The sequence below is a fragment of the Microbacterium karelineae genome, from assembly GCF_009745985.1.
Classification (GTDB): Bacteria; Actinomycetota; Actinomycetes; order Actinomycetales; family Microbacteriaceae; genus Microbacterium; species Microbacterium karelineae.
The window spans coordinates 36,017-58,096 of sequence record NZ_WFIX01000182.1; the positions used below are offsets into that span (position 1 = coordinate 36,017).

Genomic DNA, 22,080 nt, shown 5'->3' on the forward strand with positions numbered 1-22,080 from the left:
GGACATGTCGCAGCCTCAGCCGCTCCCCTACGGCACCTGGCCGTCGCCGATCCGCCCCGAGGACATGCCCACGGGTTCGCTCCGCCTCGGCCGCGCCCGCTACGTCGGCGACGAGGTGTGGTGGGCCGAGTCGGTGCCGGCCGAGAAGGGGCGCACGGCCGTGCTGCGCACCGGCCATGCCGAGCCCGTGCTGCCTGCCCCGTGGAGCGCGCGCTCGCGCGTGCACGAGTACGGCGGCGGCGCGTGGACGATGCTCGAGGGCGAGCGCTTCGCCTTCGTGAACCAGGCCGATCAGCGCGTGTACGCGTCTCGTCCCGGCGCGGATCCGACCCCGCTGACGCCCCACGACACCCGGCTCGCCCACGGCGATCTCGTCTGGGCGGAGGGCGCGCTCTGGGCCGTGCGCGAGACGCACGAGGCCCCCCGGCAGACGCCGCGGCGCGAGATCGTGCGGATCCCCACCTCCGGCTCCGGCGCGACGGACCCGGACGCGGTGACCGTCGTCGTGGGCGGCAGCGACTTCCTCGCCTTCCCCGCACCCCGCGCCGGCCGGATCGCGTGGATCGCGTGGGATCACCCCGACATGCCGTGGGATGCGGCGGAGCTGCGCGTCGGCGCGCTCGCCGACGACGGCACGGTCTCCGACTGGGTGCGCGTCGCGGGCGGGCGCGGCGCGGCGGGCGGCGAGAACGTCGCGGCCCTGCAGCCCGAGTGGACGGGCGACGACGATCTGCTGTTCACGCAGGACCCGCCGACCGTCATCACGCGGGCCGATCCGGCCCGCGGCGCACGCTGGAACCTCTTCCTCATCCGCTTCGACGACGACCTCGCGCACGCATCGCCGTCGCCCGTGTACCTCGTCGACGGCGACACGGGCGGCCCCCTCTGGAGCCTCGGATCGCGCTGGTTCGCCTCCCTCGACGACGGCAACGTCGTCGCGGTCGTCGCCGACGGCCGCTCCCGCCTCGTGCTCGTCGATCCCGTCTCGGGCAGCGTGACGGAGCTCGAGACGCCGCTCACGGGCGATGTGCAGGTGCAGGACGTGCGCGGGCGGCGGGTGCTCCTCACCGGGGCCGGCGCGACAGTGCCCGGCGGCCTGTGGGAGCTCGACGTCTCGGCCCGCTCGCTCCGGGCGCTCCGTGGCGGCGAAGCGGATCCGACCTCGGCCGCCCACGGCGCCGCGGTGCCGATGACGTTCCCCGGACCGCTGGGCCCCGTGCACGCGTTCTTCTTCCCCCCGTCGAGTCCTGACTTCACCGGACCGGACGACGAGCTGCCGCCCGTCGTCGTGCTCGTGCACGGCGGGCCGACGGGGCACGTGACGGGCGACCTGTCGCAGAACGCCGCCTTCTTCACGAGCCGCGGCATCGGCGTGCTCGACGTCAACTACGGCGGTTCCTCCGGATACGGCCGCGCCTACCGCGAGCGCCTCGCCGGCGGGTGGGGCATCGCGGACGTCCAGGACGTCGCTGCGGCCGCGCGCGGGCTCGTCGATGCGGGCCTCGCCGACCCCGCACGGCTCGCGATCAAGGGCGGATCCGCCGGCGGCTGGACGGTGCTGTGCGCCATCGCCGACACCGATGTGTTCGCGGCGGGCATCAGCCGGTACGGCGTCGCGGACCTGCGGATGCTGCTCGCCGAGACGCACGACTTCGAGGCGCGCTACCTGGACGGCCTCGTGGGGCCGCTCCCCGAGGCCGAGTCCGACTACATCGAGCGATCTCCCCTGTCGCGCCCCGAGAGCCTCACGACGCCGCTGCTGATCCTGCAGGGATCCGAGGATCCCGTCGTGCCGCCGTCGCAGTCCGAGGCCCTGCGCGACGCGCTCGCCGCCAACGGCGTGCCCCATGCGTACCTGCTGTTCGAGGGCGAGAGCCACGGGTTCCGCCAGGCCGACACGATCGTGCGCTGCTTCGCGAGCGAGCTCGCGTTCCTCGGCCGGGTGCTCGGCTTCGACCCGCCCGGGGCCGACCCGCTTCGTCTCGACTGACGTGGGCGCGCGCATCGGGCCCGTCTCGCTCGTATGGGCGGACGCGGGCGCGGCGCGATCCGCGACCGGTCGCGCGCTGCTGGCCGGGCTGATCGCGGAGCTCGCGCCCGGCGCGGATCCGGCCGTGTCACGTGAATGCCCCCGCTGCGGCGCGACGGACCACGGGAGGCCGCGAGCCGATGACGCGCCCGTCGCGGTGAGCGTGAGCTACGCCGGCGGCGTCGTCGTCGCAGCCGCCGCGCGGAGCGAGCACGTGTCGGCGCTCGGCGTCGACGCCGAGCCGGAGCGCGACGGCCCGCTGGCAGAGCTCGCGCCGCTGTTCGCTCCCGCGACTCCGCCCGATGTGCGCGGCTGGACGATGATCGAGGCGGTCGTCAAAGCCGACGGGCGCGGGCTGCGCGTCGCGCCCGGCGAGGTGCGGTTCCGCGCGCCGCGCACGGCGACTCGGTTGCCGGGCGCGCGCATCGCCGCGCTGCCCGACGCGTGCGGCACCTTCGAGGTGGCCCCCGCGCCCGCCCCGCCGGGGATGGCGGTGAGCGTCGCTATTCGCCGAGCGCGACCTCGCTGAGGGGCGCGGGGGCCACGCCGTCGGCGTTCGGCAGGTCCGGCAGCTCCTCCCGGCGGAGCCACGCCTCGAACAGCGGCCCGAGGCTCGCGCCCGAGACCTCTTCGCACAGCCGCACGAGGTCGTCTGACGTCGCCGTGCCGCCGCCGTGCCGCGATGTCCACGCCCGCAGGATCCGGAAGAACGTCTCGTCCCCGACCTCGAGCCGGAGCGCGTGCAGCGTCAGGGCACCGCGCTTGTACAGGCGGTCGTCGAACATGCGGTCGGGACCCGGATCCCCGATCCGCAGGTCCTGCGGCTTCTCGCGCAGCCGCGCGTGGTGCGCGAGCGCGATGGCATGGGCGGAGTGCCCGCCCGCGCGCTCCGACCAGAGCCACTCGGCGTAGCACGCGGGGCCCTCGTTAAGCCAGATGTCGCGCCACGACGCGAGCCCGACGCTGTTGCCGAACCACTGGTGGGCCAGCTCGTGAGCGATGAGCCGCTCGAGCGTGCCCTCGCCGTCGATGTGGTTCGCTCCGAAGACCGCCGCCCCCTGCGCCTCGAGCGGCATCTCGAGGTCGTCATGGGTCACGACGACCGTGTAGGCCGGGAAGGGGTAGGCGCCGAACGCGTCCTCGAAGGCCGCCATCATGCGCGGCAGCGACGCGAAGTCCGCGGAGACCCGCTTCGCGAGAAGCGGCGGGTGGTGGATCTCGCCCGCGACGCCCGCGAGGTCGACCTCGCGGCGGGTGTAGCGGCCGATGTGCACGGCGACGAGGTAGCTCGCCGTCGGCTGCGTGTGGGCGAACTCCCACGTGCGCCGGCCGCCGCGCGCGGCGACCGATCCCCGCTCGCCAGCGACGACGTCGTAGGCCGCCTCGGTCGTGAGGGAGATCCGATAGGTCGCCTTGTCGGCGGGGCGGTCGTTGCACGGGTACCAGGTCGCGGCGCCGACGGGCTGCGACGCGACGAGCGCGCCGTCCTCGAGCTCCTCCCAGCCCACCGCGCCCCACGCGCTGCGCCGCGGGCGCGGGGATCCGGCGTAGTCGATCGTGACCTCGACGTCGTCGCCCTCCGCGAGCGCTCGCGTCAGGCCGATCTCGAGGCGGTTCTCGCGCTGCCGGAACGACGCCTTCTTGTCACCGGCGACGCGCACGCGGCTCGCCCGCAGCCCTGAGAGGTCGAGGGACAGCGCCCGTGTCCGCTCCACGGCACGGCAGGTGAGCGTCGCGCGCCCCTCGAGGCGGTTGGACGAGACGCGGTAGTCGAGTGCGAGGTCGTAGTGGCGCACGCCGAACCGCGGATCCCCCACCTGCGGTGCGTACGGGTCGTCGGCCGCGTGGCGATCGCGGCGGGTCACGAGGCGTCCGCCTGGTATGCGCGCACCGTGACGGCGCGCCACGGGCCGATCGGGTTGCCGCTCCATCGCGATCCCACGGGGACGTCCTCGCCGCGCATCACGAGCGACGCGGGGCCGACCGTGGCGTCGGCGCCGATGCTCGCCGCGGGCAGGACGACGCTGTGCGGACCCAGCGTCGCGCCCCGCTCGAGGGTGACGGTGTCGATGCTCATCACCCGATCATGGAACAGATGCGTCTGAACCACACATCCGCGGTTCACGGTCGCGCCGTCGCCGAGCGTGACGAGGTCGGGCTCGGGCAGCCAGTAGCTGTCGGTCCACACGCCGCGGCCGACCTTCGCGCCGAGCGACCGCAGCCACAGCGCGAGGGCGGGCGTGCCCGCCGCGGCATTCGCGAACCACGGCGCCGCCAGCATCTCGGTGAAGGTGTCGGACACCTCCGTGCGCCAGACGAAGCTCGACCACAGCGGGTGCTCGCCGCGGCGGATCCGCCCGACGAACGCCCATTTCGCGAGGGTCGTGATCCCGGCCGCGACGGCGCCCGCGAGGATCATCACGACGCCGGACAGCAGCCAGGCGACGAGGACTCCCCACGCATCGATCATCGCGGCGAGGGATCCCATGACGGCGAGCCCGAGAGCGCACGTGACGAAGACGGGCACGATGCGGCACAGCTCCCACAGCGCGCGGGCGACGCGCAGCGCGGGGCGCGGCCGGTAGGTGCGCTCGAGATCGGCGTCGTTCACGACGCGGCGCAGCCGCACCGCCGGCGAGCCGAGCCACGAGGATCCGGACTTCGCCTTCTCGGGGGCGACCGACAGCACGGCGACGAGCGCGTTCTTCGGCACGCGGTGGCCGGCGGCCGCGAGCCCGGAGTTGCCGAGGAACGCGCGCTTGCCGATGCGCGCCTTCGCGAGCCGCATGCGGCCGCCGCGCAGCTCGTAGGTCGCGACCATCGTGTCATCGGCGAGGAAGGCGCCGTCATCGATCCGGGTGAGCGACGGCAGCAGCAGCACCGTCGAGGCCTCGACCTCGCGCCCGACGCGCGCGCCGAGCATGCGCAGCCAGATGGGCGTGAACAGGCTCGAGTAGAGCGGGAACAGCAGGGTGCGGGCGGAGTCGAGCAGCCGCTCCGTCGTCCACGCCTGCCATGCGATCCGGCTGCGCACGGGGTGCTCGCCCTCGCGCAGGCCGAGCGCGAGCAGGCGGACGAGCCCCACGACGGATCCCGCGAACACCACGCCAGCCACGAGGACGGCGGGGACGAGCCACGCGAGCGCGCCCGGGATCGCGTGCGCGAGCGAATCGGCGCCGCGCACGCCGAGCGCGAGCACTGCGCCGCCCGCGGCGAACGCGACGAACGGCAGCAGGCCGAGGCCCACCGACGAGGCGGCGTACGCCCACAGCCACCGGCGCGGCGAGGCGGGCCGCGATCCGGTGTGCGGGGCGGACGCGCCCCCGATCCGCGCGGCGGGCGACCCGGCCCAGCGCTGCCCCGAGCGCACACGGCCGAACACGGCGGATCCGGGAGCGACCTCCGCGTCTCGGCCGATCTTGGCGCCGGGCGCGAGCGTGCTGCGCGCGCCGATGGTCGCGCCGGCGCCGATGCGGATCCCGCCGATGCGGACGGTGCCGCCGTCGATCCACGAGCCGCTGAGGTCGACCTCGGGCTCGATCGCCGCCCCACGACCGACCTGCAGCATGCCCGTCACGGGCGGCAGCGTGTGCAGGTCGACGTCGCGGCCGATCTTCGCCCCGAGGGCGCGCGCGTAGTACGTCACCCACGGCGCGCCCGCGAGGCCGACGGGGTCGATCTGGTGCGCGATCTGCTCGGCGAGCCAGAGGCGCAGGTGCACCGATCCGCCGCGCGGATAGTCGCCAGGAGCGACGCCCGCGAGGAGGATCCGCGCGGCGAGCGCCGAGATCGACATCCGCCCGAACGGGGTGACGAACACGACGATGCCCACGATCACGAGCCACAGCGGCGCGGCGGGAAGGAACTCGAAGCCGGGGACCAGCGCAAGGATCGCGCTCGCCGTGAGCAGCCACGTCATCCACCTGGCGCCCGTCAGGACGAAGAGCGGCGCGCTCGCGAGGGTCTGCGCCCACTGCATGCGCCGCGGCGTCGGGCGCGCCGAGGTGAAGCCCGCCTCGGCGCCGGCGTCGGCATCGTCCTCCCCGTCGCCGACCGCCGCCGCCATCTGCCCGAGCCGCGGCAGGTCGTAGACGTCCGCCATCGTGAACTCGGGGGCGCGCGTGCGGATGCGCGAGACGAGCTGCGCGGCCGCGAGGGATCCGCCGCCGAGGGCGAAGAAGTCGGCCTTCTCGTCGCCGGGGTGCGCGCCGAGGACCGCCGCCCACTGCTCCGCGAGCCACGCCGCGGTGCCCGACAGGCTCGATGCCTCATCGCCCGCGCTCTCGAGCGGCCACGGGAGCGCCGCCTTGTCGACCTTGCCGGACGTCCGCACCGGCAGCTCGTCCATGACGGCGAGCACGGGGATGAGCGGGGCCGGCAGCGCCTCCGCGAGCTCGGCGCGCGCGGCGGCGCGGTCGAACTCGCCCACGGGCACGACGTAGCCGACGAGCAGGGGCACCCCGCCCGCGGACTGCCGCACGGCGACCGCCGCGGCCGAGACCGCGCTGAGCGCCTGCAGGGCCGCCTCGACCTCGCCGAGCTCGATGCGGCGCCCGCCGATCTTGACCTGGTCGTCCGCGCGGCCCTGGAAGACGAGGCCCTCCGGATCCGCGCGCACGAGATCGCCCGAGCGATAGGCGCGATCCCAGCCGAGGCTCGGCATGGGGGCGTACTTCTCGGCGTCCTTCGCGGGATCGAGGTAGCGCGCCAGACCGACGCCGCCGATGATCAGCTCGCCCACCTCGCCGTCCGCGACGGGCGCGCCGTCCGCGTCGACGACCGCGAGGGACCAGCCGTCGAGCGGCAGTCCGATGCGGATGGGCGCGGATCCGTCCATGCGCGCGGCGCACGCGACGACGGTCGCCTCGGTCGGCCCGTACGTGTTCCAGACCTCGCGCTCCTCGCCGACGAGGCGGGACGAGAGCTCGGGCGGCAGCGCCTCGCCGCCGAAGATGAGCAGGCGCAGGTTCTCGATGGCGTCCTCGGGCCAGAGCGCCGCGAGGGTCGGCACGGTCGAGACGACCGTGATGCCGTGCCCGACGAGCCAGGGACCGAGATCCTCCCCCGAGCGCACGAGCGCCCGGGGCGCGGGCACGAGACAGGCGCCGTGGCGCCACGCGAGCCACATCTCCTCGCACGACGCGTCGAAGGCGACCGACAGGCCCGCGAGCACGCGATCCCCCGGGCCGAGCGGCGCGTCCTGCAGGAACATGCGGGCCTCCGCGTCGACGAAGGCGGCCGCCGAACGATGCGAGACGGCCACGCCCTTCGGGACGCCCGTCGAGCCGGAGGTGAAGATGATCCACGCATCGTCATCGAGCCCCGGCCGCTCTGCGCGCGCCGCGGGACGGGCGCTCGGGTGCGGGTCGTCGCCGTCGAACAGGCGCGCGCCTGTCGCCTCGCCGTCCGCGGGGGCGTAGATCCCGCCCGCGCCGATGACTCCCGCCACGCGCGCCTCGCCGAACACGAGCTCGGCCCGCTCGGCGGGGTCGTCCGCGTCGACGGGGACGTAGGCGGCGCCGGCCGCGAGGATCCCGAGGATCCCGAGGTACAGGGAGCGATCGCCCGACGGCATGCGCACGCCGATGCGGTCGCCCCGGCGCACGCCGGCCGCGTGCAGGCGATCCGCGGTGCGGTTCACGAGCGCGAGCAGCTCGCCGTAGCTGAGCGCGCCCCTCTCGTCTTCGAGGGCCGAGGCGTCGGGGCTCGCCGTGGCCGAGGCGCGCAGGATGTCGACGAGGGTGCGCGGCTCCGGCGCGGCGTGGCCGCGGTCGAGCGTATCCTGCCCCACGTCACGCGCTCCGGCGAATCGAACGGGTCATCGTCGCGGCGAACGCGGTCTGCGGCGTGCGGTGCATCGTGTGCGGTTCCTCGGGTCGATCCGGCGCCCGCCGACGGGCGGACAACCGCTCAGGGTAGCGGCCCGAGGGAAACGGACGGGAAACTCGTCGAGGCTCAGGCCGCGAGGAACGGCCCCAGCTCGGACGCGAGGCGCTCGCTCACCCGCGCGCGCACGAGCGTTCCCGCCTCCTCGTGGCTCTGCTCGAGGAACTGGCCCGACTCGTGGATCGCCGAGATGAGATCGCCGCGGCTGTACGGCACGAGCGCCCGCACCTCGACCTCCGGGACGGGCAGCGCGCCCTCGACCATCCGGCGCAGCTCGGCGATCCCGTCGCCCGTGTGCGACGACACGAACGCCGCCCGGGGCGCGAGCCCTGCGAGGACGAGGCGCTCCGAGTCGCCGACGAGGTCCATCTTGTTGAACACGACGATCTCGGGCACATCGCGTGCCCCGACGTCGGCGAGCACATCGCGCACCGTCGCGAGCTGGCCGGCCGGATCCGGGTGGCTGCCGTCGACGACGTGCACGATGACGTCGGCGCCCGCGACCTCCTCGAGCGTCGAGCGGAACGCCTCGACGAGCTGGTGCGGCAGGTTGCGGACGAAGCCGACGGTGTCGGCGAGCGTGAACACCCGACCGTCCTCCGTCTCGGTGCGCCGCACGGTCGCGTCCAGCGTCGCGAACAGCGCGTTCTCGACGAGGACGCCCGCCTGGGTGAGGCGGTTGAGCAGGCTCGACTTGCCGGCGTTCGTGTAGCCGGCGATCGCGACCGACGGAACCGTGTGGCGGGTGCGTTCGGCGCGCTTCGCCTCGCGCGCCGGCGCGAAGCCGCGGATCTGCCCCCGCAGGATGGCCATGCGCGTGCGGATGCGACGACGATCGAGCTCGATCTTCGTCTCGCCGGGACCGCGCGAGCCCATGCCCGCGCCGCCCGCGCCGACCTGGCCACCGGCCTGGCGGCTCATCGAGTCGCCCCAGCCGCGCAGGCGCGGCAGCAGGTACTCGAGCTGCGCGAGCTCGACCTGCGCCTTGCCCTCGCGGGTCTTCGCGTGCTGCGCGAAGATGTCGAGGATCACGGCCGTGCGGTCGATGACCTTGACCTTGATGACGTCCTCGAGCGCGCGACGCTGGCTGGGCGCGAGCTCGGTGTCGGCGATGACGGTGTCTGCGCCCTCGGCCTTCACGATGTCGCGCAGCTCCTCCGCCTTGCCGCGCCCGACGTAGGTGGCGGGGTCGGGGTGCGGGCGGCGCTGCAGCGCGCCGTCGAGGATGATCGATCCGGCCGTCTCGGCGAGAGCCGCGAGCTCGAGCAGCGAGTTCTCGGCGTCCTCGAGCGAACCCGCGGAGTACACGCCGACGAGAACGACGTTCTCCATGCGCACCTGGCGGTACTCGACCTCGGTGACGTCCTCGAGCTCGGTCGACAGGCCGGGCACGCGGCGCAGCGCATGCCGCGCCTCGAGATCCCACTGCTCCCCGTCGCCGCCGCCGCGCGTCGTCTCGTCGGCCTGCAGCGCCTGGGCGGGCCCGAACACGCGCGTGGAGGAATGGGCGGCGTCTCGGGAGAGGATGCGCTCGACGGCGTCGTCGTCGCGCGGAGCGGACACCGTTCGGTCGCCGGTGTCTGTGGGTTCGACCACGTGGGTCCTTTCGTGGAGGGGTCTCAAGCCTTTCAGGATACCGCGCCGAACCCGTGAGGGGACGGTTCCGACGAGAAGGCGACTCCGGTAGGCTCGCCGTTCATGGGGGAACACTATTTCAGTGCAGCGCCCTCGAGCCCTGAACAGCTCCGCCGGATCCGCATCGCCCTCGACGGGCGCGATGTCGAGATCACGACGGCGCGCGGGGTGTTCAGCCCGGAACGGATCGACAAGGGCACCGAGGTGCTCCTCGCGAACACACCCGACGCCCCCGCCGGAGGCGACTTCCTGGATCTCGGGTGCGGCTGGGGCTCGATCGCGCTGACGATGGCGATGCAGGCGCCGCACGCCCGCGTCTGGGCGCTCGACGTCAACGAGCGCGCGCTCGACCTCGTGCGCCGCAACGCGGCCGATCTCGGGCTCGACAACGTCCACGCCGTGACGGCGGACGAGATCCCCGACGACGTCGTGTTCCGCACGATCCGCTCGAACCCGCCGATCCGCATCGGCAAGCCGGCCCTGCACGAACTGCTCGAGACGTGGATCCCGCGCCTCGACCGGCACAGCGATGGCTACTTCGTCGTGCAGCGCAACCTCGGCAGCGACTCGCTGCACCGATGGATGGACCAGACCTTCATCGACGGGTTCTCGAGCAGGCGCCACGCGACCGCGAAGGGCTTCCGGGTGCTCAAGGTGCGCCACCACGGGGATCCGCCCACGGGCCCGATCCCGACCAGCTGACGCCGCTCACTCCCGCTGCGCGAGCGCGGCCCTGGCGTGCGTCGCGACCGCTTCGCGGATCGCGGCCAGCGCGGGCGAGTCGATGTTCCACTGCTGCCAGAACAGCGGCTCGGTGAGATCGGGCGCCCCAAGCGCGCGCAGGGATCCTCGCTCGATCGACGGCAGCGCCTGAGCGGGCGGGAGCATCCCCCACCCCATGCCGAGCCGGATCGCGGCCGCGTAGTCCTCCGACGCCGGCACATAGTGCCGCGGTGGGCCGACGGGGTCGACGCCGTGCGCGCGCAGCCAGTCGGACTGGATGTCGTCGGAGCGGTCGAAGTCGATGAGGGGCGCGGCCGCGAGCGCGTCGCGGGAGACTCCGGCCGGCAGCCAGCGCGCGATGAATGCGGGGGTCGCGACCGCGACGTACTCCGTCGCGCCGAGCGCCGTCACGGAGCAGCCGCCGATCGGGCGCCCCTCCGACGTGATCGCGGCAAGCGCCGATCCCGTCTCGAGCAGGGTCGCCGTGCGGTCCTCGTCCTCCCGCAGGAGCTCGAAGGTGACCTCGTGTGCGCGGGTGACTGCCTCGAGCGCCGGCAGCAGCCAGGTCGCGAGCGAGTCGGCGTTGACGGCGATCGGCACGTGCATCGCCTCGCCGCGCTCGAGGCCGAGCGACACGGAGGCCTCGTGACCGACGACCTCGTATTGGCGGGCGAGGCGCAGGACCGTCGCGCCCGCCTCCGTCGGCCGCACGGGGCGCGAGCGCACGAGCAGCACGCGGCCGAGCTGGGATTCGAGGGCGCGCAGCCGCTGGCTCACGGCCGACGGCGAGATCCGCAGTCGCCGGGCGGCCTGCTCGAAGGATTCCTCGTCGACGATCGCGGCGACGGTCTCGGCGAGCTCGGGGGCAATCCACATAAGCGTTCCTTCATCAACGTGCGATGAGCCACATCTGCTTTTGATTCTGCCACGCGGGCGCCGAGCATGGAGGCATGTTCACCGCGCTGCTCTCGGGGCTCGGCCTCTGCCTCTCCCTCATCGCCGCCCCCGGCGCGCAGAACGTGTTCCTGCTGCGGCAGGGGATCCGGGGCGCCGGGGCGAGCCGCCGCCCCGCGATCATGCTCGCGGCCGTGTGCCTCGCCTCGGACATCGCGCTGATCTCGGCGGGCGTGGGCGGATTCGGCGTGGTGATCGAGAGCGCGCCGTGGGTCTTCGACGCCGCGCGCTGGGCGGGCGTGCTGTTCCTCGCGGGCTACGGCCTGCTCGCCGGGTGGCGCGCCGTGCGCGGGGGCGGCGAGACGATCGACGTCAGGCCCGCGGAGCCCGTGGTGCGCGAGGAGACGCACGGCCAGACGCTCACGATCACCACCGCTCCCCCGCGCGCGGCCACCGCGCTTCTCCCCGCGGTGCTCGCGTGCCTCGCGATCACCTGGCTCAACCCGCACACGTACCTCGACACCGTGCTGCTGCTCGGATCCGTGTCGACGACCTACGGCGACGCGCGCTGGTTCTTCGCCGCCGGCGCGATCCTCGGCAGCGCGGCCTGGTTCGCGTTCCTCACCTTCGCCGCGCGGTACGCCGCCCGCTGGCTGCGGTCTCCGCTCTCGTGGCGCGTGCTCGACGCCGCCATCGCGGTGGTCATGCTGGGCCTCGCGACGCTGCTCGCGCTCGGCTGATCCGCCAGGGTCGCCAGCGATCGTCAGTCGGACCGGCCGTCCACTGGCGATTCGCGGCGACCCATCTCGCGCTCAGGCCAGAGTGACGGTCCCGGAGTACACGAGCGTGGCGGGTCCCGAGAGGGCGACGCGCTCGCCATCGGGCCCGGGGACCATGCGCACGCCGAGCGTGCCGCCCGGCACCTCGACGCTCCACCGATCCGGCGCCCCCTGTCCCGCCCAGCTGCGCACCGCGAGGGCCGCGGCGACCGTGCCCGTGCCGCAGGAGAGGGTCTCGCCGACGCCGCGCTCGAAGACCCGCATGCGCACGCGCCCGATCCCGCCCGACACGAGCGGATCCGAGGGCACGACGAACTCGACGTTCGCGCCATGCGCGGGGGCCGGGTCGATCACCGGGATCACCCCGAGGTCGAGCCCCTCGAGCTCCGCGTCGCTCGCGAGCGCGACGACGATGTGCGGATTGCCGAGGTCGACGCCCATCCCGGGGCGCGCGATGTCGAGGCCCTTCGCGCGCACGAGCGGATCGCCCGCCTCCGCGCGCCAGCGACCGAGGTCCACCTCGAACCCGGCATCGCTGCGCGTGACGGCCTTCACTCCGTCACGCGTGCCGACCGGGAGCGTCGATCCCGGATCCAGCGTGGCGAGCCCGGTGTCGAGCAGGTAGCGCGCGAACACCCGCACGCCGTTGCCGCACATCTCCGCGACGGATCCATCGGCGTTGCGGTAGTCCATGAACCACTCGGCGGCCGGATCCGCGGCGAGCGCGGCCGCGCCGGCGTCGATCGCGCGGGATCGGACGACGCGCAGCAGCCCGTCGGCCCCGATCCCGAAGTGGCGATCGCAGAGCGCCGCGACCTGGTCGGCCGAGAGGTCGATCTCCCCGTCGGGGTCGGCGACGATCACGAAGTCGTTGCCGGTGCCGTGGCCTTTGGTGAAGGGGATCTCGGGCATGCCGCCAGTCTACGGACCTCATCCCCAGGTATGACGCCGCGAGGCGAGGATCGTCCCTTGCTCCGATGTGCCCGGCCGGGCACCCGCGAAGGATGGATGTCATGATCACCGCTGAGAACCTCACCAAGCGCTTCGGCGCACAGACCGCCGTCGACGACGTGTCGTTCACCGTGAAGCCCGGTCAGGTCACGGGATTCCTCGGACCGAACGGCGCCGGCAAGTCGACCACGATGCGCATGATCATGGGGCTCGACCGCCCCACGAGCGGATCCGCGGCCGTGAACGGCCGCCCGTTCGCCGAGCATCCCGACCCCATGCGCCAGGCCGGCGCGCTGCTCGATGCGAAGGCCGTGCACCCCGGCCGGCGCGCGGTCGACCACCTGCGCCTCCTCGCCGCGACGAACGGGCTTCCTCGCCGCCGCGTCGACGACGTCATGGAGCTGACGGGCATCGCCGCCGTGCAGAGGCGCCGCATCGGCGGGTTCTCGCTCGGCATGCACCAGCGCCTCGGGATCGCCGCCACCATGCTGGGAGACCCGCAGGTGCTGATGTTCGACGAGCCCGTCAACGGCCTGGACCCCGAGGGCGTGCACTGGGTGCGCGGATTCGCCCGCGCCCGCGCCGCCGAAGGCCGCACCGTCTTCATCTCGTCGCACCTCATGAGCGAGATGGCGCAGACCGCCGACCACATCATCGTGCTCGGTCGCGGGCGGGTCCTCGCCGACGCCCCGATCGATGAGTTCATCCGCGCATCCGAGAACCCCACGACGCGCGTGCGGGTGTCGGACGCGACGGTGCTCACATCGCTTCTCGCCGCCGACGGCGTGGCGATCACGCAGACGGCCGGCGACGAGCTCGAGGTCGCGGGGATCCCCGCGCACCGCATCGCGCGCGTCGCAGCCCTCGAAGGGCTCGACCTGCACGAGCTGACGCCCGTCGCCGCGTCCCTCGAGGACGCGTACCTCGCCCTCACCGACGACGCCACCGAGTACCGCAGCGACGCCGCCGCGCTCGCCGCCTGACGCTCCTCACGACGCCGCTCCTCACGACAAGGACCTCACGACATGACCACCGTCACCGCCCCCGCCCCGTCCCCCGCCGCCCGCGCGGCGGGTCCGTCCCCCGCCCGCGTGCGGTTCTCCACTCTCCTGAAGGCCGAGTGGATCAGCCTGTCCAGCCTCCGCGGCACCACCGTGGCGCTCGTCATCGGCACCGCGCTCGTGCTGCTTCCCGCGATCGCGATGTCGCTCATCTTCGGATTCGAATACGTCGACGCCGGCGGCGGACCCGCCGCGCAGGCGATGCTGCCGAGCGCGACGTCGCTCGCGATGAACGGCGCGATGTTCGCGATCGCCGTCGCGACGATCGTCGGCGCCGCCGCCTATGCGAAGGAGCACTCCACAGGGTCCCTCCGCACGCAGCTCGCCGCGTCGCCCCGTCGCGCCGCGATGCTCGCGGCGAAGACCGTCGTCGTCGGCGCGAGCGTGTTCGTCGCGTCCGCGATCGCCTTCGCCCTCGCGCTCGTCGTCGGCGCCGTCATCATGTCGACCTTCGGCATCTCGATGACCTTCGGCGACCCGCTCCTCGAGATCGTCCTGCCGATCCTCGGCGGCGCGCTCTTCACGGCGTGCGTCGCCGTGTTCTCGATCGGCGTCGCCGCGATCCTCCGCTCCGAGACGTGGGCGGTGACGCTCGCGCTCGTCTTCCTCTTCCTCGTGCCGACCATCCTCATGCAGCTGCCGTGGGAGTGGGCCACCCAGATCGGCGACGTCCTGCTCGGGACGACGGGCCAGACCCTCACCGTCGTGCACGCCGAGATCACAGGCGAGCTCGTCGCCGATGTGCTGATCACGATCGGCTGGGCGGCCGTCGCGTTCTTCGGCGGTGCGGCCGTCGCGACGCGGAAGGACGCGTAGATTCGCACACGATGAGCCCGTCGACGCCCGCCTCGCCCGTCCCCCCTCCGGGGCCGGGCGAGGCGTCCGCCGTCGAGCTGCCGCGGCCGCCCGGCGTCTTCCGCCGATGGATCGACCACCACCCCCGCGCGATCGACGCGCTCATCGCGATCGTCGCGGTCATCGCGCCCCACGTGCTGCTCGTCATCGCCCTGGGATCGGCACCGGAGGACGGACCGCGCACGATCGTCGTGTCGATCATCGGAACCGTCGTGCTCACCGCCGGCGTGATGCTGCGCCGCCGGTGGCCGTTCCTCCTTCTCGTCCTCGCGCTCGGCGTCTCGGCGGCCAGCTCGGGGAACGAGGGGGCCGCGAGCGGTGCCGCGGCGTGGGTCGCGCTCTACTCGCTCGGCGTGTTCGCCGGCGTGCGGCGGGCGTGGATCGGGTTCGGCATCGCCGCCGCCGCGTCCTTCGTCCTCATGCAGTTCGACGCCGACCGGGCGGCGGGCCCCTGGTGGGCGCTCCTGATCGCCGACGTGCTGCAGGTGGGTGCGGCCTTCGTCATCCCCACCCTCGTGGGGCTCTGGATCGGCGGGCGCCGCCGATACGAGCACGCCCTCATCGCGCGCGCCGAGGACCTCGCGCGCGAGCGGGACCAGCGCGCCCGGCTCGCCGTGTCGGAGGAGCGGACGCGCATCGCCCGCGAGATGCACGACATCGTCTCGCACAGCCTCACGGTGATGATCACGCTGTCGGAGGGCGCGGCGGCGCAGGCCGAGGTGGGATCCGATCGCGCGCCCGACGCGATGCGCCGCGTCGCCGACACGGGGCGTGAATCTCTCGCCGAGATGCGCCGCCTGCTCGGCGTCCTGCGCTCCCCCGACACGCCCGCCGAGTTCGCGCCGCAGCCCGGGGCGGACTCGCTCTCCGCGCTCATCGCCCAGTTCCGCGACGCCGGGATGCCGGTGACATGGCGCAGCGAGGGAGAGCCCCTCGCATCGGGCGGCGTCGCGCTCACGACCTATCGCATCGTGCAGGAGTCGCTCACGAACGTCCTGCGCCACGCTCCTGGATCCCCGGCCGTCGCTGTGAGCGTGCGCAACCGCGACGGGCGGGTCACCATCACCGTCGACAGCGACCTCACTCGCGACCCCCTCCCGTCCGACGGCGACGGACGCGGCCTCGTCGGCATGCGCGAACGCGCCGCCCTCCACGGCGGCGAGGTCGTCGCCGGTCCTCGACCCGACGGGCGCTGGCGCGTGCGCGCGACGCTCCTGCTGGATCCCCCACGAAAGGCATCGGAATGACGAACGAGACGATCCGCGTCGCCCTCATCGACGACCAGGAGCTCGTGCGCATGGGGCTGCGCATGATGCTCGATCCCCTGCCCGACATCACGGTCGTCGGCGAGGCCTCCGACGGGCGCCAGGCGATCGACCTCGCGCGCGCGGGCGGCGTCGACGTGATGCTCATGGACGTGCGGATGCCGGGCGTCGACGGCATCGCGGCGACCGAGGCGATCACGGCCGCGTCCGGTGCCCCGCGGGTGCTCGTGCTGACGACCTTCGACCTCGACGAATACGCGTTCGGCGCGCTCCGCGCCGGCGCGAGCGGCTTCCTCCTCAAGGATGCGCGCCCCGAGGATCTCTTCGGGGCGATCCGCGCCGTGCACTCGGGCGACGCGGCGCTCGCGCCCCGCGTGACGGCGCGGATGATCGAACGATTCGTCGATGCCCCCGCGCCCCGCGCCGAACAGGACCCGCTGCTCGAGACGCTCACGCCACGCGAGCGCGAGATCCTCGTCGCGATCGGCGAGGGGCTCTCGAACGACGAGCTCGCGGAGCGGTTCTTCCTGTCGGTCTCGACGGTGAAGACCCACATCGGCCGCCTGCTGCAGAAGCTGGGGGCACGCGACCGGGTCCAGCTCGTCATCCGCTCCTACGAGTGGGGGCTCGTCGGGTGACGCCTCACGTGTCGATCCAGCGAACCCGTTCGTAGCGGCGGAACCAGCCGACCTGGCGGCGCGCGTACCGCCGGGTGAGGGACTGCGTCTCGGCGATCGCCTCGGCCTCGGTGCTCTCCCCGGACAGCTGTGCGAGCGCCTGCGCGTAGCCGATCGCGCGGCTCGCGGTCTTCCCTCGCTCCAGACCGAGATCGCGAAGCGCCGCGGTCTCGGCGAGCATGCCCTGCCGCCACATGCGCTCGACGCGGCGGTCGAGCCTGTCGACGAGGACGGGGCGCTCGGTCCGCAGGCCGAGGATCGTCGACGCCCGCCACGGCGTCGGCGCATCGGGCAGAGCGGCTCCGTGCCCGTCCCTGCCCTGCTCGATCACCTCGAGGGCGCGGACGACGCGGCGCGTGTTGCGCGGATCCACCCTGTCTGCCGTCGCGGGGTCCCTGTGCCGCAGCTCGTCGTACAGCGCGCCCGCTCCCTCGCTCTCGAGGCGTGCCTCGAGGCGGGCGCGGAGGGCGTCGTCGCGGGGCGGGAACCGGAAGTCGAAGAGCACGCTCGAGACGTACAGGCCGGATCCCCCGACGAGGATCGCATGGCGTCCGCGCGCGATCGCGTCGTCGATCGCGCTGCGCGCGGCCGATTGGTAGGCGGCGACGGCCGCTTCCTGGGTGATGTCGAGGACGTCGAACAGGTGGTGCGGGATGCCGCGCCGCTCGTGCGGCGCGAGCTTGGCCGTGCCGATGTCCATGCCGCGGTACAGCTGCATCGCGTCGGCGTTCACGATCTCGGCGGGCGTGCCGGATGCGTCGAGGGCCTCGGCGAGGTCGAGCGAGAGCTCGCTCTTGCCCGTTCCCGTCGCGCCGACGACCGCCCACAGCCCCGGCGCGCTCGCGGTGCCGGCGACGTCTGGAGGGAGGAGGCTCACGCCCCGGCGCGGATCGTCGGCAGCCCGAGCGTGACCGCGCCGCCGGCGGCCGGGCTCCCGGATGCCGGGACGGCGCACGAGGCGGCCTGCGCCCGGTCGTATGCGTCGCCCGCGCGCGTGCGGCGCACGCGCAGCGGCGCGCCATCGGTGCTGTCGGCGAGGAGGTGGGACGGCGCCGCGTGTGTGACCGTGACGGTGACGACGTCGCCCGGGCGCGGGAGGTCGGATCCGTCCGGCACCTCGAAGTGCACGAGGCGGTTGTCCTCGGCGCGGCCGGTCAGGCGGTGGGTCGCGGCGTCCTTCTTGCCCTCACCCGTGGAGACGAGCACGTCGAGGGTGCGCCCCAGCTGCTTCTCGTTCTCTTCGAGGGTGATGCGCTGCTGCAGGGCGATGAGGCGGTCGTAGCGTTCCTGCACGACGTGCTTCGGCACCTGGTTCGGCATCGTCGCGGCGGGTGTGCCCTCGCGGATCGAATACTGGAAGGTGAAGGCGCTCGAGAAGCGCGCCTGCTCGACGACGCGCAGGGTGTCCTCGAAGTCGTCGTCGGTCTCACCGGGGAATCCGACGATGATGTCCGTCGTGATCGCGGCCTGCGGGATCTTCTCTCGCACGCGGTCGAGGATTCCGAGGAACCTCTTCGAGCGATAGGAGCGGCGCATGTCCTTGAGCACCTTGTCGCTGCCGGACTGCAGCGGCATGTGGAGCTGCGGCATGACGTTCGGCGTCTCGGCCATCGCGTCGATCACATCGTCGGTGAAGGCCGCCGGGTGCGGGCTCGTGAAGCGCACGCGCTCGAGGCCGTCGATCTCGCCGCAGGCGCGCAGCAGCTTGCTGAACGCCTCGCGGTCGCCGAACTCCACGCCGTAGGTGTTCACGTTCTGGCCGAGCAGCGTGACCTCGATCGCCCCGTCGTCGGTGAGGAGCCTGATCTCCTCGAGGATGTCGCCGGGACGCCGGTCCTTCTCCTTGCCGCGCAGGCTCGGCACGATGCAGAAGGTGCACGTGTTGTTGCATCCGACCGAGATCGACACCCAGCCCGAGTGGTGCGAGTCGCGCTTCGTCGGGAGCGTCGACGGGAACACCTCGAGCGACTCGAGGATCTCGAGCTCCGCCTCGTCGTTGTGCCGCGACCGCTCGAGCAGCTGCGGGAGCGACCCCATGTTGTGGGTTCCGAAGACGACGTCGACCCACGGCGCCTTCTCGACGACCGCGTCCTTGTCCATCTGGGCGAGGCAGCCGCCGACCGCGATCTGCATGCCGTCGCGCTCGGCCTTCTTCGACTTCAGGTGGCCGAGCGTGCCGTAGAGCTTGCCGGCCGCGTTCTCGCGCACGGCGCACGTGTTGATGATGACGACGTCGGCGTCCTCCCCGTCGGCCGCGGGGACGTAGCCGGCGCTCTCGAGCGAGCCGGACAGCCGCTCGGAGTCGTGCACGTTCATCTGACAGCCGAAGGTGCGCACCTCGTACGAGCGGGCGCGGCCCGCGGCGTCGACAGCTGCGGGCGAGGGCTCGATGAGCGTCGGAGCGCTGGAGGGCGTGGTGATCACGAGGACGATTCTACTTTCCGCGCGGGCACCGGGGGTGTGAGGACCCTCTATCGGAAGCGCACGCCGCCGCCCCGCGCCTCGTCGAGCGCCTGGTTCGCGACGCTCATGGCGAGAGAGCCGCCGTAGCCGCGGCGCGACAGCTGGCCGATGAGGCGGCGCAGCGCCGTGTCGTGGTCGTGGCGCACGAGCGCGGGCGCCTTGGAGCGCGCGAACTCGAGGGCGCGCTCGTGGTCGTCGTCGGGGAGCTCGGCGAGCGCCGCGTCGATCGCCTCGCGCGCCACGCCCCGCTGGGAGAGGCTCTGCCCGATCGCGCGCCGCCCCTGGTTCTTGCGGGTGACGGCCGCGTAGACGAGCTGCTCGGCGAGCCGGTCGTCGTCGATCGCGCCGACGCGCGTGAGCCGGTCGACGATGTCGTCGACGTCGTGCGGGGGGACGCCGTCGCGTCGCAGCCGGTCGCGAGCCTCGCGCTCCGACAGCGAACGGGTCGCCAGGGCGCGCGTCAGGCGCGCCTCAGCGCGCGAGGTCGCCTCAGCGGCCTCCGCGTCGCCGTCGGATTCCCCGCCATCCCCGGGCCCCGCCGCGCCTCTCGCCCCGGCGCTGCCGCCGGGGCGGGCGGCCGAGCCCTCGGCGCCCGCGGCACCGAGGGGCGGCGCGGCACCGAGGGGCGGCGCGGTGCCCATCGGCGACGCGCCGCCCCGGGCGGACGGCCCGCCGGCGCCGCCGCGCCACGTCGTGTGCCACCCGTCGATCTCGCCGGCCGGGTCCGCCGCGCCGGTCGCGCCCGCCGAGGTGTCGCGCCTGACCGGCGCGTCCGGTGCCTCCCCGCCGAACAGCGGGACCACGGGGGCGAGATGCTCGCCCCCGAGGTTCTGCCCTGCCATGTCGGTGCTCACGCCGTGCGGCGCGCCGCGATGTCGTCGACCGGTGCCTCGACCTCCACGACCGCATCCGGGTCGTCGAGGATGCCGAGCTTGATCTTGATCTTGGTCTCGATCTCGAGCGCGACGTCGGCGTTCTCGATGAGGAAGCGGCGCGCGTTCTCCTTGCCCTGGCCCAGCTGGTCGCCGTCGTACGTGTACCACGAGCCCGACTTCCGGACGATGCCGTGCTCGACGCCGAAGTCGATCAGCGAGCCCTCGCGCGAGATGCCGGTGCCGTACAGGATGTCGAACTCTGCCTGCTTGAACGGCGGCGCCATCTTGTTCTTGACGACCTTCACGCGGGTGCGGTTGCCGACCGCGTCGGCGCCGTCCTTCATCGTCTCGATGCGGCGGATGTCGAGGCGCACCGAGGCGTAGAACTTGAGGGCCTTGCCGCCTGCCGTGGTCTCGGGCGAGCCGAAGAACACGCCGACCTTCTCGCGCAGCTGGTTGATGAAGATCGCCGTGGTCTTCGTCTGGCTGAGACCACCCGTGATCTTCCGGAGCGCCTGCGACATGAGGCGTGCCTGCAGGCCGACGTGCGCGTCGCCCATCTCGCCCTCGATCTCGGCGCGCGGCACGAGCGCCGCAACCGAGTCGATGACGACGAGGTCGATCGCGCCCGAGCGGATGAGCATGTCGGCGATCTCGAGCGCCTGCTCGCCCGTGTCGGGCTGCGAGACGAGGAGCGAGTCGATGTCGACGCCCAGGCTCTTCGCGTACTCGGGGTCGAGCGCGTGCTCCGCGTCGACGAAGGCGGCGATGCCGCCGGCCGCCTGCGCGTTGGCGATGGCATGGAGCGTGAGGGTCGTCTTACCCGACGACTCGGGACCGTAGATCTCGACGACGCGGCCGCGCGGGAGGCCGCCGATGCCGAGGGCGACGTCGAGGGCGATCGACCCCGTGGGGATGACCTCGACCGGCGCGCGCTCCTCGCTGCCGAGGCGCATGACCGCGCCCTTGCCGAACTGCCGATCGATCTGCGCAAGTGCCGTCTCGAGGACCTTGTCGCGATCTGCCGCTGCTGCCATGATGGCTCTCCTTCGTCTGCTCGTGTACCGCCGCCCATAGGCTGTCGTGACCCGACTCAGGTGGACGGATTCTTCGACAGGGCGCGTGGCGTCTGCCGCCGTTCGTCACGTTACGGAGCACCACTGACAAACGAAGCCGGTGGTCGCCGGAATGTGGAGAACTCGTGCGAGACCCACGTTGGGGACGAGCCTACGCCCGCTAGAACAGATCTTCGAACGCGACGCGCCGAGAACGGAGAGAGGTTCGAACGGCCGACGAACCGTCAGTCGCGTCGCGGATCGCGCAGGCCGACGCCGTACCGGGCCGCGGCGGGGAGATCGGTCTCCTCGCAGAGGGCGGCCCAGATCTCGCGCGGCGGGATGCCCGCCTCGAGCGCATCGGTCGTCGTGCGATCGATCGTCGGCAGGAGGAGGTCGTGCAGGATCCAGTTCGCGCGCGCGCCGAACTGGTCGTCGATCGCGCGCAACAGCTCGCTGCGCCTCACTCGACGCGGCTCATCGCGGCGGCAGCGCTCACTGCAGGGACAGCTCGGGCTCGACCTCGGCGACCAGGTCGTCGGGAACGACATCCGGGAAGGCGTCGTCGATCCCCTCGATCACCGCGAGACGGTCGCCGACTCGGCGCATCACGACGGAGATCGGAACCTCCAGCGCCTCCGTGACGGCGGCGAGGATCTCGCTCGAGACCTCTTTCTGACCTCGCTCGACCTCGCTGAGGTACCCGAGCGCCACGCTCGCCCTGCTGGCGACCTGGCGCAGGGTCTGACCTCGCTGCAGTCGGAAATCGCGAAGCACGTCGCCGATCTCTTGACGTACCAGGATCATGGCGGCCCCTCCCTCGTCTCTCGCGTTCCTCGAAGCGTCGTGCGGGCTCGGGGCCCGCACATCCTGTTCACACCAGGCTACTGCCCGAACGCGGGCCCGCGGCGCGAATCAGGTAATGATGACAT

At 73.2% G+C, this 22,080-nt stretch carries 19 protein-coding genes; 8 read left to right on the top strand and 11 right to left on the bottom strand.

Annotated elements, in window-relative coordinates; all coding sequences use genetic code 11:
• The first annotated feature begins 4 nt into the window (after positions 1 to 4).
• Positions 5 to 1,990, top strand: coding sequence for an alpha/beta hydrolase family protein (locus tag GB932_RS09240; protein ID WP_156760410.1), 1,986 nt, complete (start codon positions 5 to 7; stop codon positions 1,988 to 1,990).
• A 1-nt stretch (position 1,991) separates the two neighbouring features.
• Positions 1,992 to 2,558: a 4'-phosphopantetheinyl transferase family protein gene (locus GB932_RS09245; protein WP_156760411.1), complete on the top strand. Its 567-nt coding sequence runs from the start codon at positions 1,992 to 1,994 to the stop codon at positions 2,556 to 2,558.
• Here GB932_RS09245 and GB932_RS09250 read toward each other — a convergent pair.
• From GB932_RS09250 to hflX, 3 genes are all read right to left on the bottom strand, one after another.
• Complete coding sequence (locus tag GB932_RS09250) at positions 2,533 to 3,894, bottom strand: M1 family metallopeptidase (protein ID WP_231916096.1); 1,362 nt, start codon at positions 3,892 to 3,894, stop codon at positions 2,533 to 2,535. The two genes, GB932_RS09245 and GB932_RS09250, sit on opposite strands and share 26 nt — an antisense overlap.
• Entirely contained in the window at positions 3,891 to 7,820 is a 3,930-nt protein-coding gene (locus GB932_RS09255) for a Pls/PosA family non-ribosomal peptide synthetase (RefSeq protein ID WP_156760413.1), read from the bottom strand. The genes GB932_RS09250 and GB932_RS09255 overlap by 4 nt, the downstream gene beginning before the upstream one ends.
• 164 nt (positions 7,821 to 7,984) lie before the next feature.
• Positions 7,985 to 9,511 carry a GTPase HflX gene (gene hflX / locus GB932_RS09260; RefSeq protein WP_156760414.1) on the bottom strand — a complete coding sequence of 509 codons (1,527 nt, stop codon included), beginning with the start codon at positions 9,509 to 9,511 and terminating at the stop codon, positions 7,985 to 7,987.
• Between the two features lie 102 nt (positions 9,512 to 9,613).
• Between hflX and GB932_RS09265 the strand changes: the two genes are divergently transcribed.
• A complete protein-coding gene (locus GB932_RS09265; RefSeq protein ID WP_156760415.1) occupies positions 9,614 to 10,252 on the top strand; it encodes a class I SAM-dependent methyltransferase in 639 nt (212 codons plus the stop codon).
• A gap of 6 nt (positions 10,253 to 10,258) precedes the next feature.
• On the opposite strand, the gene GB932_RS09270 is transcribed toward GB932_RS09265, so the two are convergent.
• Entirely contained in the window at positions 10,259 to 11,149 is an 891-nt protein-coding gene (locus GB932_RS09270) for a LysR family transcriptional regulator ArgP (RefSeq protein WP_156760416.1), read from the bottom strand.
• Positions 11,150 to 11,223: 74 nt separating this feature from the next.
• Between GB932_RS09270 and GB932_RS09275 the strand changes: the two genes are divergently transcribed.
• On the top strand, positions 11,224 to 11,907 hold the full coding sequence (locus GB932_RS09275) for a LysE/ArgO family amino acid transporter (protein ID WP_156760417.1): 684 nt from the start codon (positions 11,224 to 11,226) through the stop codon (positions 11,905 to 11,907).
• 72 nt (positions 11,908 to 11,979) lie between these two features.
• Here the strand turns inward: GB932_RS09275 and dapF are convergent, their stop codons facing one another.
• The gene (dapF, locus tag GB932_RS09280) at positions 11,980 to 12,858 is read right to left on the bottom strand and encodes a diaminopimelate epimerase (RefSeq protein WP_156760418.1); all 879 of its coding nucleotides are present in this window, start codon (positions 12,856 to 12,858) and stop codon (positions 11,980 to 11,982) included.
• Positions 12,859 to 12,959: 101 nt separating this feature from the next.
• Here dapF and GB932_RS09285 point away from each other — a divergent pair, with 101 nt between their 5' ends.
• The 4 genes from GB932_RS09285 to GB932_RS09300 are packed head-to-tail and all read left to right on the top strand — an operon-like array spanning position 12,960 to position 16,716.
• Positions 12,960 to 13,880 carry an ABC transporter ATP-binding protein gene (locus tag GB932_RS09285; RefSeq protein ID WP_156760419.1) on the top strand — a complete coding sequence of 307 codons (921 nt, stop codon included), beginning with the start codon at positions 12,960 to 12,962 and terminating at the stop codon, positions 13,878 to 13,880.
• 42 nt (positions 13,881 to 13,922) lie between these two features.
• Positions 13,923 to 14,774, top strand: a complete 852-nt coding sequence (locus GB932_RS09290) for an ABC transporter permease (protein WP_156760420.1) — start codon at positions 13,923 to 13,925, stop codon at positions 14,772 to 14,774.
• An 11-nt stretch (positions 14,775 to 14,785) separates the two neighbouring features.
• A complete protein-coding gene (locus GB932_RS09295) occupies positions 14,786 to 16,060 on the top strand; it encodes a sensor histidine kinase (protein WP_156760421.1) in 1,275 nt (424 codons plus the stop codon).
• On the top strand, positions 16,057 to 16,716 hold the full coding sequence (locus GB932_RS09300; RefSeq protein ID WP_156760422.1) for a response regulator: 660 nt from the start codon (positions 16,057 to 16,059) through the stop codon (positions 16,714 to 16,716). Before GB932_RS09295 ends, GB932_RS09300 begins: the two co-directional genes overlap by 4 nt.
• A gap of 4 nt (positions 16,717 to 16,720) precedes the next feature.
• On the opposite strand, the gene miaA is transcribed toward GB932_RS09300, so the two are convergent.
• The 6 genes from miaA to GB932_RS09330 all read right to left on the bottom strand — a co-directional run bounded on the left by miaA (position 16,721) and on the right by GB932_RS09330 (position 21,955).
• Positions 16,721 to 17,632 carry a tRNA (adenosine(37)-N6)-dimethylallyltransferase MiaA gene (gene miaA / locus GB932_RS09305; RefSeq protein ID WP_231916097.1) on the bottom strand — a complete coding sequence of 304 codons (912 nt, stop codon included), beginning with the start codon at positions 17,630 to 17,632 and terminating at the stop codon, positions 16,721 to 16,723.
• On the bottom strand, positions 17,629 to 19,176 hold the full coding sequence (miaB, locus tag GB932_RS09310; protein WP_156760709.1) for a tRNA (N6-isopentenyl adenosine(37)-C2)-methylthiotransferase MiaB: 1,548 nt from the start codon (positions 19,174 to 19,176) through the stop codon (positions 17,629 to 17,631). The genes miaA and miaB overlap by 4 nt, the downstream gene beginning before the upstream one ends.
• A gap of 50 nt (positions 19,177 to 19,226) precedes the next feature.
• Positions 19,227 to 20,072, bottom strand: coding sequence for a regulatory protein RecX (locus tag GB932_RS09315; protein WP_231916098.1), 846 nt, complete (start codon positions 20,070 to 20,072; stop codon positions 19,227 to 19,229).
• On the bottom strand, positions 20,069 to 21,130 hold the full coding sequence (recA, locus tag GB932_RS09320; protein WP_156760423.1) for a recombinase RecA: 1,062 nt from the start codon (positions 21,128 to 21,130) through the stop codon (positions 20,069 to 20,071). The genes GB932_RS09315 and recA overlap by 4 nt, the downstream gene beginning before the upstream one ends.
• A 263-nt stretch (positions 21,131 to 21,393) precedes the next feature.
• Positions 21,394 to 21,615: a DUF3046 domain-containing protein gene (locus tag GB932_RS09325; protein ID WP_156760424.1), complete on the bottom strand. Its 222-nt coding sequence runs from the start codon at positions 21,613 to 21,615 to the stop codon at positions 21,394 to 21,396.
• 28 nt (positions 21,616 to 21,643) lie between these two features.
• Positions 21,644 to 21,955 carry a helix-turn-helix domain-containing protein gene (locus tag GB932_RS09330; protein WP_156760425.1) on the bottom strand — a complete coding sequence of 104 codons (312 nt, stop codon included), beginning with the start codon at positions 21,953 to 21,955 and terminating at the stop codon, positions 21,644 to 21,646.
• Positions 21,956 to 22,080: the final 125 nt, after the last annotated feature.

Excerpts from the sequence above, each read along its gene's own strand:
- GB932_RS09290 (WP_156760420.1), top strand. The coding sequence starts at position 13,923 with ATGACCACCGTCACCGCCCCCGCCCCGTCCCCCGCCGCCCGCGCGGCG.
- GB932_RS09275 (WP_156760417.1), top strand. The coding sequence starts at position 11,224 with ATGTTCACCGCGCTGCTCTCGGGGCTCGGCCTCTGCCTCTCCCTCATC.
- GB932_RS09240 (WP_156760410.1), top strand. The coding sequence starts at position 5 with ATGTCGCAGCCTCAGCCGCTCCCCTACGGCACCTGGCCGTCGCCGATC.
- dapF (WP_156760418.1), bottom strand. The coding sequence starts at position 12,858 with ATGCCCGAGATCCCCTTCACCAAAGGCCACGGCACCGGCAACGACTTC.
- GB932_RS09270 (WP_156760416.1), bottom strand. The coding sequence starts at position 11,149 with ATGTGGATTGCCCCCGAGCTCGCCGAGACCGTCGCCGCGATCGTCGAC.
- GB932_RS09330 (WP_156760425.1), bottom strand. The coding sequence starts at position 21,955 with ATGATCCTGGTACGTCAAGAGATCGGCGACGTGCTTCGCGATTTCCGA.
- GB932_RS09295 (WP_156760421.1), top strand. The coding sequence starts at position 14,786 with ATGAGCCCGTCGACGCCCGCCTCGCCCGTCCCCCCTCCGGGGCCGGGC.
- GB932_RS09285 (WP_156760419.1), top strand. The coding sequence starts at position 12,960 with ATGATCACCGCTGAGAACCTCACCAAGCGCTTCGGCGCACAGACCGCC.
- GB932_RS09300 (WP_156760422.1), top strand. The coding sequence starts at position 16,057 with ATGACGAACGAGACGATCCGCGTCGCCCTCATCGACGACCAGGAGCTC.
- GB932_RS09265 (WP_156760415.1), top strand. The coding sequence starts at position 9,614 with ATGGGGGAACACTATTTCAGTGCAGCGCCCTCGAGCCCTGAACAGCTC.
- recA (WP_156760423.1), bottom strand. The coding sequence starts at position 21,130 with ATGGCAGCAGCGGCAGATCGCGACAAGGTCCTCGAGACGGCACTTGCG.